Here is a 16374-nt window from a genome sequence, read left to right on the forward strand (position 1 = left end):
TATTTGAATATAATTCATGATGTTTTCTCATTTTCCCTTAACCGATACTTTGAGAGTCTTAATAAAGCACCGATAACGAGAAGCATTTTTTTCAGATTATAATGGTGAGAATGATAAAAGGAATGGGCTATATTGTTTCTGATATCAAGACCTCCAGCTCCACCAAACAGGTATTGAAATAACATTTGGTCATCCCGGTTGAACAAAGAAGTAAATCCTTCGGATTCAAGCATTTTATTTAAGGTCATTTGCTCAACTCTATTTGCTATAGTGACACTGACAGTTTTCCCGCACTGCTGCAAGAAGTACCTTAACAAACCTTCAAATTTGGGTACGATGCTATCAAGGCATAAAATGAAATTAAGCCTATGTTCCTGGTTGTCCGCTTTGAGTTCCAATTGGGAATAAAATTCTCGTAATGATGGCTCTAATAAAGAAAGCCAAGAAAGTGCATGCTGATTTTGCTCCTGGTCAAGGATGTAATAAGGCTGGCCAAGCCAGGTTCTATCTCTGAGAAAATTTAATAAATTATCTGCAGTCAATTGAGAAGATCTAACTCCTTCAGTATATAAAACTTCCAGAAACGGATTTGTGTTGAAATCCAGCTCTAGCTTATAAAAATCTAACTTAATGACATTTTTTTCAATTTCTTCATCTCCTTCACTGGTGTTATTGGTAATGTCAAAGAAGATGGTTCGGGTTCCCCTAAAAAAATCAGGGATATACTTGTTATCCTCCTCATCAAATGGTTTTGCTGAGGGGAAATCAATTCCTGAAATTAGCCGAGTATAATTAAAATCGGCATCTTTTGTACGGACCAATTCTTTGGCAGCTTCTATTTTTTGGTCACGGAATTCAAATAAATGCTTATGCTTTTCCCTTGTTAATTGTATGAGGGTCGATGGCAGATCTACCTTTAGCCGGCTTTCTTCATACAAAGTTTCAACTAGCGCAAGCTTTTCTTCATTTTTAGCTCTTTTAAAATTGAGTCGAGCTTGCCGGATATTGTCCAGTCTAATCCAGCTCCGGGTGGGGTCCGTGTCCTGAAGTGCTGATTCATAATGAAAGTTGCCAAGTAGGTCAAACCACTTTTTTGGATTGATCTTTAACCTTTTTGCCAGATTGAGTGCATTAGGGATGTATTCGTGAATAATTAAAAACGCATCATTTTTCTTGAAATTCTTAAAAAATTCTTGTTCATACACTTGAAAGGCTGTGTTTAAACTTTCTTTGTCAAAAAGTTTTGGATGTTTCAATGTTAAGGATACCAAATGATCCTTTTCATAGAAGGGGATGTTTATGTGATTCCAAAGCAGGTCTCTGAAAAGAAGATTTAATTCTTCTCTTGGTTCATTGACTTCCATTACCAAAGTATTGAGGTGACCAAAATTCTCGCCTACTAAAGAGAGAATTTCCTCCTGTATTCCGGTTTTGAGGATATTCAGATAGACATCAATTGTTGCAAAGTAATTCGATATGGCTTTTTGGGCAAAATCTTTTCTCTTTAGTTTTGAGGGACATTTCCAAAGCACGTGGTAATAGCGAGACTTTAAGATTGGATGAATGGACCTTTCCGCTCTATCCAATAAATAGTCAAATTCCATTTTTGCTTTTTCTGTTAAGTCCTCATAAGCGCAAGTTTTTTCGGGTTTTCCTGTTTTTCTACAAATAAGACGAAAAAAGTCATCCTGCTCAGGATGAAAAATCATGTAATCAATTTCAAATTGGGCTTTTTCTTTTTCTATTTAGTCTAATGTAAGGTCTCTATACCTTACCAGAAGGTTTGCATGCTCCCTTCTGGTTTCTAATTCGAGGATGTTGTTTTCGATAAACTCATTAAGGGTTGCAATAGAGCTTATTTCGTATAAATTAACTTCTTTGGCTGTCATGAATGATCAATAAGGTTACAAGCGTGACTTAAAGATATTAGATTGTTGTCTAAAATCCTTTGGAGACTAATTCATTGTGAGACAAATAGTTACGGGCAGGTGAGATTTCTTTTTACTCTTTAAAATAAAGCATCAAAAAAGCCCCCGATCTCTCGGAGGCTGTACGTTACTCACTGGAGGGTGGTATACAACTTAATCCCATTTATTATTTTCAAATGAATATAGGTACAAAAGCCTTGAATCGCAATTTTAGGAAAAGTAATTTTTCTGACTTTCTAAATTTGAAATCCCATATTTCTAAGTTCCTTTAAGCTCTATACCGTCTTCATTGCCATCATTAATATAGTTGAGTGTTAAATCAATTGTCGAAATTATTCCTCTTCCCTTCGCAATTCGGTCATAGGGTAGCTTCTGCCAGGAATAGAGGCTTTTCTATTTAGCTTCACATCGTGACCTAAGCTCAATTAGCTGTTTCTGGGTATCCATAATCAAATGTTTATTTTGTTGACCACTTTTTGTCTATAATATAAACATAAATAATGGCCTTCAAATCTCATGATAAAAAATTCTCCACCTGCTCGATTTTTCTCTTTCGATCTTAGTATAGACTATTCAAAAAGGTGCAACTTTTCAAAATTCGGTTTTAAGAATCGTTTAAGTGACGATCTGTAATCTATAAAATTGGAAATCATAGGTTTGTGGCCAATTCAACAATTGCATATAATTCAGACTTGAGAATTAAGAAGAGCTACAATTTTTTGAAAGGATTGATTTTATAGATATAGACAGATTTTGTACCTGCTGGATCTTCTCTTAATAAATAATTCTTTTCCACTAGCTGTTTTAACGCATTGGATACTTGTTTACTTGTAAGCCTAGCATTAGGGAATAAAGTTAATATTTCAGAGACGGTCATTCCTTTTCTCATCTGGGGATTCTCTTTTAAGGTTTCGCTTAAAAGCTTTGGGATTGATTTATTTGATAAGAAATAGGCTTTTGTTGTTATGTTATTCTTTTTAAAAGAATCCAAGAAAGTGGGAGCCGCTCCTAATTTTGCATTTTCCTTCATAGTTAGTGAGTTATAGGTTACATCGTATAAAGTCAGAAATGCTTGTATAGTGGAAGAGTTAGGAGAGATTTGGTTTTCTGTTTTTTCCAACCTTCGAAGGTGGTCTTCGGAAATCCCAGTAGCAGCATGAACGCCTGAAATGGTCAAATTGGCTTCTTGCCTCAATTTTTTGAGGTTTTTGGCGAGTCTCGAGGTGTCAATTTTATGTCTTCCATCTTTCATAAAACAAAGAGGAAGAAAAATTTGTCCTCATTTTTCGACATTTATGTTGTTTATTTGAGGACAAGTATTTATTTTAGCATTGTATTTCAGATGTTATTAAAATTAATTGGCATCTAGTCAGAGTCTTGTTGTAGAAACGTAGGAAATTTCTTGAAACGCAGGACTGAGAGTAGAAGCCCATCCACTATATTTGTGAATATAGAGGTGGGCTCACTCTTGGCATTGCGTTTCAGATTAAGGCTAGTTATAGTCTTAATCAGGTTCTCCTACGTACCTTACAACGTGTCGGGAGTAGCCCACCTCATTATTTTTTGAGGTCCTTCCTTGACAAGACTCTTTCAGAAAAATTAGATTATGGAAGAGTGCTTCGTAAAATCCCACATAATTAAATTAAACACTTCCGTTTTGGAAGATGTGGGACACTGCATTTCTATTCTTGAAAAAAACAAAATTCTACATCTGCGCTTCGGCCTCTTGGAACAAGTCGAATGTCGCTGCCCCAGTTCCATCTATCAAAATCCTAAAGTAACCAACAAGCAATTACAAAAGAATGTGATTAAATCTCCGGATTGACGCTGCGCTGTTTATTTGGCTTCGCCGGTCCTGGCTTCGCCGTTTACTTGCTGCGCGCTTACTGGCTTCGCTGTTTATTTGGCTGCGCCGATTAAGGTTTATGGTTTATGGAATTCCGGATTTTTAAACCATAAACTTTCCCCGCAGGGGAAAAAATAAGCTATAAACCGAGAAGGTATTGAATAAAAAAAAGAATGCATCAATTCTTCGGGGGAGAAGTATGCCTTGATGGCTGCGCCGGTTACTTGGCTTCGCCGTTTATGGGCTGCGCCGCTTAAGGGTTACATGGCTTCGCCGCTTACGTGGCTACGCCGGTTACTTGGCTTCGCCGTTTATTTGGCTTCGCCGGTTATGGGCTGCGCCGCTTAAGGGTTAAATGGCTTCGCCGGTTAGGGGTTCACTGTTCACGGTTGGAGCCAGGGCTGAGCACTGAACACTGAACATTGAACATTGAACTTATAAACTTTAACCGTCCGCATTTGCGGACAATAAACTATAAACTATAAACCAATGAAAAGTATAAAACAATTTCTTGACGGGGTGTTGTGGCTGCTGGTGGGGGATCGGGGGCTGGAGGGGGGGATGCTCGGTAAGGGGAAACCCAATTGTACGTATGTGCCTGATCCCAAGCCGAAGCCGCTGAGCCGGGAACAGCAGGAGGCGATATTGCTGTGCAAGGCGATAGGGGTGATACTGCGGGAGGAGGGGATGAAGAATCAGCTGGACGTTCGGGTAGAGGTGAGGCCTTTGGGGAAGGAGCCGCCGGAAACGCAGTAGGTTATGGTTTATCGACTGCTGCGCAGTCTAGGTGATGGGCTGCGCCGTTTACTTGGCTTCGCCGTTTATGGGCTGCGCCGGGTATGGTTTATCGACTGCTGCGCAGTCTAGGGTATGGGCTGCGCCGTTTACTTGGCTTCGCCGTTTATGGGCTGCGCCGGGTATGGTTTATCGACTGCTGCGCAGTCTAGGTTACTTGGCTACGCCGTTTATGGCTTATGGTTTATGGGCTTCGCCGTTTATGGTTTATCGACTGCTGCGCAGTCTAGGTTATGGGCTGCGCCGTTTACTTGGCTTCGCCGTTTATGGGCTGCGCCGGTTATGGTTTATCGACTGCTGCGCAGTCTAGGTTACTTGGCTGGGCCGGTTACGGGGCTTCGCCGTTTATGGATTATTTGGCTTCGCCGCTTAAGGTTTATGGATAATGGTTGATCGTCCCGTGGGCATAATGCCCAGCGGGGACTGATTATAGGATTAAGGAGGAGTAATGGGGGGGGCTCTCGGGACAAGCGCTTCCAACGGGGGAATTAATTACGGTAAATATTAACGATTAATACGATGAAAAAAAGAATGATCTTTTTCTTCCTGGGACTGGTATGTCTGATGGGAAGGGTTGAAATAGTAGTGGGGCAGGAAGTTGCCGCTCACCCGAAAGTCTCCTCCAAGACGGAGGGGGCGCCGGTGGTGGTGTATGGTGAGATAGTGTCTTTCGGGCCTATTGAAGAGCTAAGTGTGAAAGCCTATCTGGACTATTATTATGATGCTTTTGTTGGCACTGGGATAGTTAACGAGCCACTGGCACTTGAAAAAGGGAATATCTATCTGGGCCAGGTTCCAGCCAATACACGGAGTTTTACATGGGTGTCCCCTCCCGTGGTGGATCCAATTTTTGTCAGTTTCTTCCAACCGGGCAGAACGCTGATGGACAACTATTTTATGTCTCCTGGAGACACTGCCTATGTCAAGATTAATATGCCTTCCCTGACATTGAATTTTGGAGGGCCGGCAGGTAAAAAGCTTTTTGCCCAATCCTATCTGAAGGCCTATAAGGGAAACCAGATTCTGGACCATCCCTTATCCCTGATTACCGATAGGGAGCAGGTGTATGCGGATGAATTCCAGCTTAAAAATTTTGAAAATGCAAATGCCGTTCCCCACCGTGAGTCCAGAATATTTAGCCCGGGTACCGAACCGATCGGGGAAGTGGTAAAAATCGAGGAGTCAAAACTCAGGGGGCTGCTCGAGGAGCTATCCAGGTTTGAGGAGGTCTTTTCAGCCTCCGAATTTAAGGCAATGGAAGTGGCTGCCACAGCGGAGCGGGATCTTAGGATTTTGGCCAAGATTGAGCTAGCGCTACAGTTTAATACCGAAACGGATCCCTCGGGCATCAGGGGTCATGCACTTTCATATTTCAATAGCCGGTATGGGGCCCTGCCGGATTACGGGGTGGAGGAAAGCATACTCGGGGTTGTTCCTGCCTACATAGATCTGATAGTACAATGGTCTAGGACCAGTGCCAAAGCGGAAAGTGGAGAAGCAATAAAATCCTTATACAGTCTCCCTCCCTCCATCGCGCGGGACAAGGCAATAGCGGGCCGCCTGATCCGGTTTTTTAATTCCATAGCATCCGCCGAGGAGGAAATCCAAAGGGCCAGCATGCATGTGGAGAGTGAGAGGGTATTAAGAGACTTGGATGCGTTTGTGACCAACCGCAAAGCAGGAGGTGCTGTGATGGATTTTGAGTTTGTGGATGAGAAAGGTTCCCTTGTCACGTGGAAGGATTTTGAGGGAAAAGTGGTGGTGTTGGATTTTTGGATAAGCGGCTGCAGCGCCTGTCTAGGGTTCTACAAGAATACCCTGTCCCATATACAAGAGGAATTTGCTGACAATCCAGATGTGGAGGTGGTGACCGTGTCGGTGGACAAAAACAGGAATACCTGGCTCAAGAGTCTTTCTACCGGAAAATATACCAGTAGTGATGCCGTAAATCTGCATACGGATGGATATGGGGGGAGGCACCCCTTTCTTATCAAAAATGCCATCTCGGGATATCCCTTCATCCTGATACTTGATGCCCAAGGCCGTGTCTTCCGGTCCGGAAAAATATCCTACGACCCTGAGGATATGAAAAAGCTCATCATGGAAGCAGTCAACAATAAATCTTTAACCTTAAAATAACTGATATGAAAAGAGTATTACTGATTAAAATTTTGGTTTGCCTCAGTTGTCTGACAACAATGGGGCAGACCCGTAGCGACCGGACCTTCAGAGGTACGGTAGTGGATGCCGTAAATGGGCAGGGGTTGCCCGGGGCGGTAATAAGGATCCAAAACCGGGATTTGGGGGCAGTGAGTGATGAGGAGGGAAGTTTCATTTTGAATCTGGAGGCTGGGTCGTATACGCTCACGGTGGATTACGTGGGATTTGAACAGTTGGTAAGAAGGGTTGATTTTCCCCGCGAAAATGAATTGGTATTTGCGCTTCAGGAAAGTGAGAATGCGCTCCAGATGGTGGAAGTGGTTTCCACCGGATACCTTGAGTTGCCAAAGGAGAGAATGACGGGTTCGTTTTCCTATCTGGACAACGAGCTTGTGGATAGAAGGGTGGGCAACAATATATTGGACCGGCTGGAGGATGTCACCCCGGGATTGGTTTTCAACAGGACCGGTTCCCCTCAGGACCCACTCAGTATAAGAGGGCGAAATACCATATTTGCCAATTCACAGCCACTGATCATTATCGATAATTTTCCTTATGACGGTCCCCTGGAAAATATCAATCCCAATGATGTGGAATCGGTGACGGTACTGAAGGATGCCGCTGCAGCATCCATTTGGGGAGCCAGGGCCGGAAACGGTGTAATTGTGATCACGACGAAAAAGGGAGGACTGGAACGGCCTCTTCGCGTAAGTATCAACACAAATTTTACTACTACCCAGCAGGATGACCTGTGGTACAATCCAATAATGTCCACCCCGGAATTTCTAGAGGTGGAGGAGCTGTTGTTTGGCAGGGGGTTTTACAATGCCAGGGAGAGCTCCATTGACAACCGTGCGCTAACTCCTTATGTAGAAAGCATGATAAGGCACAGGGATGGCCTGATATCCGACTCAGAGTTGGGAGCCATCAGAAGTGAGCTGGGAGGCGGAGATGTCAGGCATGATTTGTCCCGGTATTATTTGAGACCGCGCAATCTCTATCAAATTGCGGCCAATATTCAGGGAGGGACCAAGTCCAGTACCTATGCCTACTCGGCAGGGTATGATAACAATACCACCGGCTTTACCCACAACAATGAGGACAGGATTACGCTTTCGGCCCAAAATACCTGGACGGGCATGAAAGGCAGGCTAAAAGTGGGAACGGGCATTTATCTGGTCAGAGACCTCAGAACAACGGGTAATGAGGGGCCTTCCCAAGTAACCTTTGAGTCCATTGATCCAGCTTATCCTTATGCAAGGTTGGTAGATGATCAGGGTAGGCCGCAATCCATAATCCGGGATTATAGGCAGGGGTTTGTAAGCGGGGCCAGAGACCAGGGGCTGTTGGATTGGCAATATATTCCGCTTGAAGATCTGGGGAGGCAGCGTGAGCACATAGAAAGCACGGATATCCGGGTAAATCTGCAAACCTCATATAATATTTTGGCAGGATTGGATGCGGAGGTTCAGTATCAGTATTGGCAAAATGACAGGGATGCGGGTACGGTTTGGGACGCGGATAGTTATTTTACCAGAAACTTGATTAATAGATATACTGAAACCGTGGGGACGGAACTGGTGCGGCACATTCCGCTGGGGGCTATATCAAACCGGAACAACAGGTTTTCGCAAAGCCATAACCTTAGGGGGCAGCTGCGATACAGAAAAATAATTGGTCAGGTACATGATATCAATTTACTGGGGGGATGGGAAGTCAAGGATCTGGAAACCCGTGGCAATTCCAATCGATTTTACGGCTATAACCCCAATCTGGCCATGAGTCTGCCAGTGGATTATGTAAGCCGGTTTCCGATGTACAACAATCCCGGCCAGCTTAACACGATACCTCACGGCCTAGCCCATACCGATCTTACGGACAGGTTTGTCTCCTATTATTTCAATGGGTCATATCTATACAACGAAAAATACGGTCTTTCGGCAAGCATGAGAAAAGATCAATCCAATCTATTTGGGGTTGAGGCCAATATGAGGGGAGTGCCGCTGTGGTCTGTGGGAGGCAGCTGGGTGCTTTCGAACGAGGACTTTCTGCAAAATCAAAAATTCAATTTTTTAAAGCTCAGAAGTACTTTCGGCTATAATGGCAACGTGGATAAAAGACTGACAGCGGAGGTGACCTCTTCCAGTATTGTGGGGGGCTCAGGTACAATCAATCCGGGCCTGCCCTATAGTTTGATCCAAAATCCGGCCAATCCCATGTTAAGATGGGAGAAGACGCGGGTTACCAATTTGGGACTTGATTTTGAATATGGAAATGGCCGGTTTTGGGGCAGTATTGATTTTTTTGACAAATATGGAGAGGATTTGATCGGTGATACCGAAATGGCACCATCCAGTGGGGTGATCAGGTTTAGGGGAAACACATCCACTTCCAGAAGCCAGGGAATTGATATGGTGTTGAATACCCTCATATTGGATAAAGGATTAAAATGGACAGGGACTCTGATAGGCAATCTGGTAAGGGAAAAAATCACCGGATATTTCTTTGAGGCCACGGTCAATAATTATTTGATGCATGGCAGCGGTGCAATGGGATCAATAAATGCCTATCCTCTGGTAGGAAGACCTCTTTACTCAGTTTATAGCCTTCCTTGGGCAGGTCTGGATCCTGCTACGGGAGACCCTAGGGGATATCTGGACGGTGAACCCAGCAACAATTATTTCGGGGTTATCAACAATACCGAGGTTGGGGATATGATATACCATGGCCCTGCCAGGCCGCCAGTATTTGGTGCGGTGAGAAATGATTTTTCAGTAGGTGATTTTTCATTATCGGTCAACATCAGTTACAGGCTGGGTTATTTCTACAGGCGGAATTCTGTATTGTACAATGAAGTATTGGCAGGCAGGATTTCTCATGCGGATTTCTCTGACCGGTGGCAGCAACCTGGGGATGAACTTATAACTAATGTGCCCTCGATCCCTTCTGCCGTGAATATCAGCAGGGATAACATATACCGTTTTTCAGAGATTTTGGTAGAACGGGGTGACCATATAAGGTTTCAGGATGTTCGGTTCTCTTATATGTTGCGTAAAAGCAAACTTCCTAGGCTGCCATTTGAACGTGCGGAAGTTTATACCTATGCCAACAATCTTGGCATCCTTTGGAAAGCCAGTGATGACCCATTGGACCCGGATTTTCCAATAAGCCGACCCCTGAGAAGCATTGCCTTTGGGATACGGGTTGATCTCTGAGTCAAGTCATAAATATCCCCGTTCCGCCGTACTTTCTTCATAAGGTTTAGTTATACGGTTCCGGCGGGCGGGGTATTTATTTAAGTTCACGGTTAACGGTTCATAGTTGGAGTCAACATAAATTTTAACATCAAATATAAAATATCATGAAAAAACATATATACTTTATTATTACCATCCTTTCTGTAGGAGTGCTGTTCGGTTGTGAGGGCTTCTTGGACGAGAGACCGGATAAGTCAATCGTGGTTCCGGGTACTATAGATGACCTTAACCTGATGCTTGACAATTCTGAAGTGCTAAATTTTGTGCCTTCGATGGGGGTATTCAGTTCAGATGACATTTACTTTCCAACAGTGGCCTATAATAGTCTAACCAACGCGGTTGAAAGGAATGCCTATACTTGGCAACCCGAAATATACGAGGGGGAGTTTCCGGGAGACTGGAGGTCGTGTTACCAGATTGTGTACTTTGCCAATGTGGTTTTGGAAAAAGCATTGGAGTTTTTGGAAAGCGATCCTGACAATGCAGAAATTAAGGAAATAGTAGCTAGTGCAAGATTCTTTAGGGGGCTCGGTCACTATAATGCTGTGTCCATATTTGCACGACAGTATGATCCCGCGCATGTAGGAGAGCTGGGTATTCCGTTAAAGTTGAGCCAAAATGTACTGGAAAGGCCTGTTAGAAGTACGCTTGGGGAAAGTTATGAACAAATTTTAATGGATCTGGAAGATGCGGTTTCAGACCTTCCGGACTTTTCGGCAATCAAAACCAGACCCTCCAAATATGCCGTGTACGGGTTGCTGTCCAGGATCTATCATAGTATGGGCAATTATGAGATGAGCAGGTTTTATGCAGATTCAGTATTGACGGGGCCTTTCTCATTAATGGATTATAATCTGCTCAATAGTTCTATCCTTTACCCATTTGAAAGGTATAACAGTGAGGTGGTATTTCATGCCAGTTTGGTTCATTCTGCCACATTTTCGAGGGTTACTACATTGGTTGATACTGCCATGTATAATAAATACGAAGACGGTGATCTGAGAAAGAGCTTATATTTTATCGATAGACCAACAGGTAAAAGTTTCAGGGGGCAGTATTCGGGAATGTTTAGATGGTTTGGGGGAATTGCCCTGGATGAGATGTATCTTAATTATGCCGAGGCTTCTATTCGGTTGGGGCAGGTGGAAGAGGGGATCGAGGCATTAAATGAGTTGCTCGATCACCGGTATTTGGCGGGGACGTTTGAATCCTATACCACAGAATCCATAGATGACCCCATGTCTTTGGTGATTGCCGAACGAAGGAAGTCACTGATCCACCGGGGGGTGAATTGGTTGGATTTGAAGCGGTTGAACAGGGAAGGCTTTTATGGCAGGATATTGAGAAGGATAGTTGATGGGGTAGAATATGAATTGTTGCCGAATGACCCCCGATATGTATTTCCCTTACCTATGGAGGAGGTGATTTTAAATAATATGGAGCAGAATCCCAGGTAAGTAATAAAGGTGATGGAAAAATTCCATCACCTTATATTTCCCTTACTACTCACGCAATGGTATGAAAGCTCCTTGCTCCACTGTCATTCCGTTTTCGTCATAGGTGCATTGGTCTCCAGAATCACATTCATAATCCTCTCCAAGAGTCCAGTTTGTAACATTTATTGGACCTAAGGTAGGATGGTCGGCGAATTTGACCTGATTCGTTTTTGATGGCATGTTAAACGCAAATGCCATTGTTGCTGCCAGCGCCAATCCCAGGGCTGGGAGCGATTTTACGATTTTTTTCATAACTTTATATATTATGGTTTATTACTATTTCCGGTCGCTTTGAGCTTTCTCCCGGGCAGGGGAGGAGCGCTCTTCGGAGAGGGGCGGCCGGATTTTCTTTTGCCCCCTGCTGGTGCCTGCTTGCTGCCTGGCAGCATCCCAGACTGACGTATTATTATGGATCCATAGGCTTTTAGTTTAAAGGTTATTGTCCTCTCCGAGGACGTTTATGGTTTATGGTTTACGGGCCTCGGTTTTAAACTTTAACCGTCTGCGCCGAAGATTACGTATATAGTTCAACCCTTTCAGGGTTGTTGGTTATTTTGTAGTTGTTGTTCCCCGGGTTGTCACCCGGGGTTATTCATAGTTGAAGTCCTTCAGACTTCTATATAAAGTTTTTTTTTCGCCCAGTTTTATAATTGACCCTCACTCTCAGAAGAAGCGGAATTTTGTTTATAGTTTATTGTCATCCTCCCGCGGGAGGTAAACTTCGAGGACGTTTATGGCTTATGGTTTATGGGCCTCGGTTCTTTAAACTTTAACCGTCCGCAAAGCGGACCATAAACCATAAACCCACTCATTGCTTTACGTTAATCCGTTCATCCTCCTCGGCGGAAATTGTTTATATCCATTTGGCTATCAAAAGTATAGCGGATAGTTCAACCCTTTCAGGGTTGTTGGTTGTTTTGTAGTTATTTGCCCCGGGTTGCCACCCGGGGTTACTCATAGTTGAAGTCCTTCAGACTTCTTTGTAAAGTTTTTTTTTCGCCCAGTTTTATAATTGACCCTCACTCTCAGAAGAAGAGGGATTTTGTTTATAGGTTATTGTCCGCTATGCGGACGTTTATGGCTTAAAGTTTATGGTTTTCGGTTTTAAACTTTAAACGTCCGCGCAGCGGACCATAAGCCATAAACCAATGCTCTGCTCTATATTAATCTTTCCATCCTACGCTTTAGGGGAAATTAAACTTTGAACTATTTCCAACCGCCTGATGATGTACTGCAGGATTTGTGGTTGAGAGATATATGCCTAGAGCACTGATGGCGGCAAATCCCAGGTTGACCGCCAGGTGGGCTCCCCAGTTCATGGAGTCGAAGATGCCTGCGCAGCCGCAGGGGACTCGGGGGAAGGAGCCTATCCAGATCAGGCCTACGTAGGTGCTGAAGATGGATAATAAAGCAAGGGATCCGATAAAGCCCCAGATTCTTGTCTTCTCCCAAAGTAATAATCCCACCAGGAGCATCTCTACCAAGGGGATTGCCCAGGCCAGTTGCCTTGCCCAATCAAATGGTATCTCCTGATTCTGCATGGCTGATTGGAATCCTTGAAAATCCACCAGTTTTGCCAGTCCTGTATATCCCATCAAAAGGATAAGTAGGAGGGCGGTGACTTCGGTCAATATGTTGTGGTGTTTGGTCATGGCTATTGGTTAGAAGTTGCATTTTTTGGACAATGGATTTCCTGTCGCCTTATGGTAAAGGTTACCTGAAAATTGTTTTTATTAAATGCTATTTAAATTTGAAAATTTTCTATATCATTGTTTAGTAGACGTTTAGCTTGGTTTGAAGTCGGTTTTTTAATTACAAGTAAAAGTTAGCTAATTAGTTTTTACCTAAAAAATTTATGCGATGAACGACCAAACTTTACGGTTAAACGACCAAAGTATCCCCTTTGTAGGAAGGCAGGTGTATATTCATGTTCTCTTTTGGAGTGTGTTTTTGGCGTTTGATTTTACGACCACGCTCTTACATAGCAAGTATGAGATAGATCCGCTGAGGGTAGGGATCAATTTGATATGTGCCCTGATGATTTTTTATTTCTTCTGGATATGGATCTATAGGCCTGTACTATGGGAGGGGAAGTATATAGGGCCTATTATCAAGTTTTTGATATTCATCAACATTTATTTCTGGCCCAAGTGGCTATTGACCAGTTGGCTGTGGGGCCATATTGAGCTCATTTTTCAGGACTTTGTGGTGGAGGAGGTGATGCGGGTGTTCATTTTTGGTGTCTATGCCCTTTCCACAAGCCTGGGGGAGCTAAGCCAAAAGCTTGGGACTGAGAAAGAGCTCATGAAGAGACAGCTAGTGGAGGAGGAAAACCAGCGTTTGGATGCGGAAAACAAGGTGTTGGCTGCGGAGAAACTGGCTCTGGAAGCCAAGCAGCAGGTATTGGAGGCAGAGCTTAACTACACCAGGGGTGTGATAAGCCACCATTTTCTGCTGAATACGCTACAGTTGATCCAATCGGAAGGTGAGCTATCGGGGCATGGTCAGGCCAGGCATCTTATGAAGTTGAGCCACATCTTGAAGTATAGTATTGCCAGTAAGGATAGTACTCTTGGGGAGGAATTGCTGGTAGCCAAGCGGTATTTGGAGTTTTTGGATGAGCGGACTGGCGGCAAATCGCATGTGTTGTTGATGAATGGATTGTCGGCAGACTATGAGGGTCTGGTATTTCCCAGAATGGTGTTGATATCGCTTCTGGAGAATGTGGTTCATCATGGCGTATACAATGATCCCCAGCAGCCGGCCTTTATCTGTGTATATATGGAGGGTGAGGGTACCTTATTGATATGTGTACATAATAAGCTGCGGTCGGCAAGTTCAAATGAAGGAAGTGGTATTGGGAAGAAGTATGTGGGGGTGCATTTGGAAAAGCTTTTTGGAAGTGGGTACCAGATGGAGGAGCGGGTAAAGAGAGGTTGGTATTCACTTGAGATTAGGTTGACATATGAATCGTGAATATAGCATAGGGGTGATAGACGATGAGCCTCACGTGGTGAAGCTGATTGAAAAGTATATTGATGAGCTGGAGGGGGTGAAGATTGCATTTGGTACGACAGATGGAAAGAAGGGTTTGCGGCTAGTGAGGGAGATTCGTCCCGATATTTTATTTACGGATCTGGTGATGCCTGATGTGGATGGTATGGATCTGATGGAGTCTATAAAGGTGTACCAAATTCCTGTGGTGGTGGTATCGGCCCATCCTGAAAAGGTGATAGCATCCTATAGGATAAGGGACGTGTTGGCAGCGGTGATGAAGCCTTTTGGGAAGGAGGAAATTATGGAGGCGATTTCAAAGGTTTCAACTTATTATGGGTCAAGGGTGGAGGAGGAGGAGCCGTTGTATATCCGTCAGGGGGTGCATAAGCTTCATTCCCTTAAACCTAAGGAGATTTTGTATTTTCAGGCTGATGGTGATTATGTTCATGTGCATACGGAGAGCAGGAAGGATTTGCTAAGGATGACGATGAAGGAGGTGGAGGCCAAAATGGGTCCGAAGAATTTTGTAAGGATCCATCGGAGTTATATCGTCAATATGCATGCGATCAGAAGGCATGAGGGGAGAAGGGTAGAGTTGGTTAATGGAGAGGTGCTGCCTGTGGGGAGGAGCTTTTTGAAATGGTTTGAAGTGTTTAAGGCTTAAGGTTTAATGTTTAAGGTGTTCGTTTATGGGTTAAGGTTTATGGTTTATGGTTTAAGGCTTATGGTTTATTGTTTAGGTGTTCAATGTTTAGGTGTTCAGGTGTTCAGGTGTTCAATGTTTAGGTGTTCAGGTGTTCAAATGTTCAGGGTTTATTGTTCAAATGTTCAGGGTTCAAAATGTTCACTGTTCAAATGTTCATATGGGAAGGATTAATGGTTTAAGGGATTAATGGATTAATGTGGGGGTGCGAAGTGGGAGACGTTCGCACAACGAGATGGTTTATGGTTTATGGTTTAAGGCTTATGGTTTATGGGTTTGGGATTAATGGTTTAAGGGATTAATGGATTAAGGAGAAAAAAAATATGGCAAGGCAATCAGCAGGACATGAATTTGAGGGTACCGTGGATGGGGTATGCTTTTATAAGATGAATGGGAAACATTATGCGAGAAGAAAGAGCTCGCTGACCGGGGAACAGTTTAGGAAAAGGCCGGAGTTTGTCAATAGCAGGAAGACGGCGTCGGAGTTTGGGAGGGCCACGTCGTTGAGCCAGCTGTATAGGCATGTGGCGTGGAGTTTTTTGTATGATATGAAGACAGGCTATATGCCTTCCTATCTGACGGGGGTCTTTCAGCGTATTATTCAGTCTGACGAGCTCTTGGAGAGAGGGGACAGAAAGTTGTTGAATGGGAAAGTGGGTTTGCTGAAGGGGTTTGAGTTGGCCAAGGAATACCAGGTGAGTGATTATGTGGAGAGTCTTCCTACAGTGAATATATTGACTGAAGAGCAGGTGGTGGAGTTTGGTTTTAGGGGTAGTCTGAGGCATGTTCCGCAAAGGGCCACGCATTTTTCGATCCGATATGGGGTGGTATTGATATCTGAGGATGGGGAGAAGCAGCGCCAATGTTGGGATAATGAGGGGGAGGAGTTGATTGTGCCGATCGAGGAGGGAATGGATCATCTTGGCAAGGTTCGAATGGCTTACGAGCAGAAATATGAAGAGGTACTGGTGACGGCTTTGATGGGGATAAGGTATTATCAGTTGGGGACTGATGGGCCTGTGCAGCTGAAGGAGGGGGCATGTGGAGTGGTGTTGGGGGCTTCTTCGCGGAAGGAAAAATGAGGCATTGGTTTCACGCAAAGGGCGCGAAGGAATTCGCAAAGGGCGCAATGGGAGTACGAAGTTGAAATGGATTCGGCGTTTAGGAGTTTATTTCCCGATCAGCGCTGCGC

Annotated in this window: 11 protein-coding genes; 7 read left to right on the forward strand and 4 right to left on the reverse strand. The window is 44.0% G+C overall.

Going from position 1 to position 16374, the window contains the following annotated elements; translation table 11 throughout:
- Positions 1-14: 14 nt before the first annotated feature.
- Together KIH41_RS02230 and KIH41_RS02235 are read right to left on the reverse strand one after the other, a co-directional pair.
- On the reverse strand, positions 15-1709 hold the full coding sequence (locus tag KIH41_RS02230) for a DUF4209 domain-containing protein (protein WP_214161353.1): 1695 nt from the start codon (positions 1707-1709) through the stop codon (positions 15-17).
- A gap of 928 nt (positions 1710-2637) precedes the next feature.
- Positions 2638-3180: a helix-turn-helix domain-containing protein gene (locus KIH41_RS02235; protein WP_214161354.1), complete on the reverse strand. Its 543-nt coding sequence runs from the start codon at positions 3178-3180 to the stop codon at positions 2638-2640.
- Positions 3181-4263: 1083 nt separating this feature from the next.
- Here KIH41_RS02235 and KIH41_RS02240 point away from each other — a divergent pair.
- The 4 genes from KIH41_RS02240 (at position 4264) to KIH41_RS02255 (ending at position 11443) form a co-directional block, all read left to right on the forward strand.
- Positions 4264-4530, forward strand: coding sequence for a hypothetical protein (locus KIH41_RS02240; protein WP_214161355.1), 267 nt, complete (start codon positions 4264-4266; stop codon positions 4528-4530).
- A gap of 558 nt (positions 4531-5088) precedes the next feature.
- Positions 5089-6708: a TlpA family protein disulfide reductase gene (locus tag KIH41_RS02245; protein ID WP_214161356.1), complete on the forward strand. Its 1620-nt coding sequence runs from the start codon at positions 5089-5091 to the stop codon at positions 6706-6708.
- A gap of 5 nt (positions 6709-6713) precedes the next feature.
- On the forward strand, positions 6714-9944 hold the full coding sequence (locus KIH41_RS02250; protein WP_214161357.1) for a SusC/RagA family TonB-linked outer membrane protein: 3231 nt from the start codon (positions 6714-6716) through the stop codon (positions 9942-9944).
- Positions 9945-10090: 146 nt separating this feature from the next.
- Complete coding sequence (locus KIH41_RS02255) at positions 10091-11443, forward strand: RagB/SusD family nutrient uptake outer membrane protein (protein WP_214161358.1); 1353 nt, start codon at positions 10091-10093, stop codon at positions 11441-11443.
- Between the two features lie 45 nt (positions 11444-11488).
- On the opposite strand, the gene KIH41_RS02260 is transcribed toward KIH41_RS02255, so the two are convergent.
- Positions 11489-11734 carry a DUF6520 family protein gene (locus KIH41_RS02260; RefSeq protein WP_213946847.1) on the reverse strand — a complete coding sequence of 82 codons (246 nt, stop codon included), beginning with the start codon at positions 11732-11734 and terminating at the stop codon, positions 11489-11491.
- Between the two features lie 932 nt (positions 11735-12666).
- Entirely contained in the window at positions 12667-13134 is a 468-nt protein-coding gene (locus tag KIH41_RS02265) for a MauE/DoxX family redox-associated membrane protein (RefSeq protein ID WP_214161359.1), read from the reverse strand.
- A 208-nt stretch (positions 13135-13342) separates the two neighbouring features.
- Here KIH41_RS02265 and KIH41_RS02270 point away from each other — a divergent pair, with 208 nt between their 5' ends.
- From KIH41_RS02270 to KIH41_RS02280, 3 genes are all read left to right on the forward strand, one after another.
- On the forward strand, positions 13343-14458 hold the full coding sequence (locus tag KIH41_RS02270) for a histidine kinase (protein WP_214161360.1): 1116 nt from the start codon (positions 13343-13345) through the stop codon (positions 14456-14458).
- The gene (locus KIH41_RS02275; protein ID WP_214161361.1) at positions 14448-15143 is read left to right on the forward strand and encodes a LytR/AlgR family response regulator transcription factor; all 696 of its coding nucleotides are present in this window, start codon (positions 14448-14450) and stop codon (positions 15141-15143) included. The genes KIH41_RS02270 and KIH41_RS02275 overlap by 11 nt, the downstream gene beginning before the upstream one ends.
- Positions 15144-15505: 362 nt before the next feature.
- A complete protein-coding gene (locus tag KIH41_RS02280; RefSeq protein WP_214161362.1) occupies positions 15506-16264 on the forward strand; it encodes a hypothetical protein in 759 nt (252 codons plus the stop codon).
- Positions 16265-16374: the final 110 nt, after the last annotated feature.

This window comes from Litoribacter ruber (assembly GCF_018500185.1).
GTDB lineage: Bacteria > Bacteroidota > Bacteroidia > Cytophagales > Cyclobacteriaceae > Litoribacter > Litoribacter ruber.

Coding starts and splice junctions, on each gene's coding strand:
- KIH41_RS02230 (WP_214161353.1), bottom strand. CDS start 1,709: ATGATTTTTCATCCTGAGCAGGATGACTTTTTTCGTCTTATTTGTAGA.
- KIH41_RS02235 (WP_214161354.1), bottom strand. CDS start 3,180: ATGAAAGATGGAAGACATAAAATTGACACCTCGAGACTCGCCAAAAAC.
- KIH41_RS02240 (WP_214161355.1), top strand. CDS start 4,264: ATGAAAAGTATAAAACAATTTCTTGACGGGGTGTTGTGGCTGCTGGTG.
- KIH41_RS02245 (WP_214161356.1), top strand. CDS start 5,089: ATGAAAAAAAGAATGATCTTTTTCTTCCTGGGACTGGTATGTCTGATG.
- KIH41_RS02250 (WP_214161357.1), top strand. CDS start 6,714: ATGAAAAGAGTATTACTGATTAAAATTTTGGTTTGCCTCAGTTGTCTG.
- KIH41_RS02255 (WP_214161358.1), top strand. CDS start 10,091: ATGAAAAAACATATATACTTTATTATTACCATCCTTTCTGTAGGAGTG.
- KIH41_RS02260 (WP_213946847.1), bottom strand. CDS start 11,734: ATGAAAAAAATCGTAAAATCGCTCCCAGCCCTGGGATTGGCGCTGGCA.
- KIH41_RS02265 (WP_214161359.1), bottom strand. CDS start 13,134: ATGACCAAACACCACAACATATTGACCGAAGTCACCGCCCTCCTACTT.
- KIH41_RS02270 (WP_214161360.1), top strand. CDS start 13,343: ATGAACGACCAAACTTTACGGTTAAACGACCAAAGTATCCCCTTTGTA.
- KIH41_RS02275 (WP_214161361.1), top strand. CDS start 14,448: ATGAATCGTGAATATAGCATAGGGGTGATAGACGATGAGCCTCACGTG.
- KIH41_RS02280 (WP_214161362.1), top strand. CDS start 15,506: ATGGCAAGGCAATCAGCAGGACATGAATTTGAGGGTACCGTGGATGGG.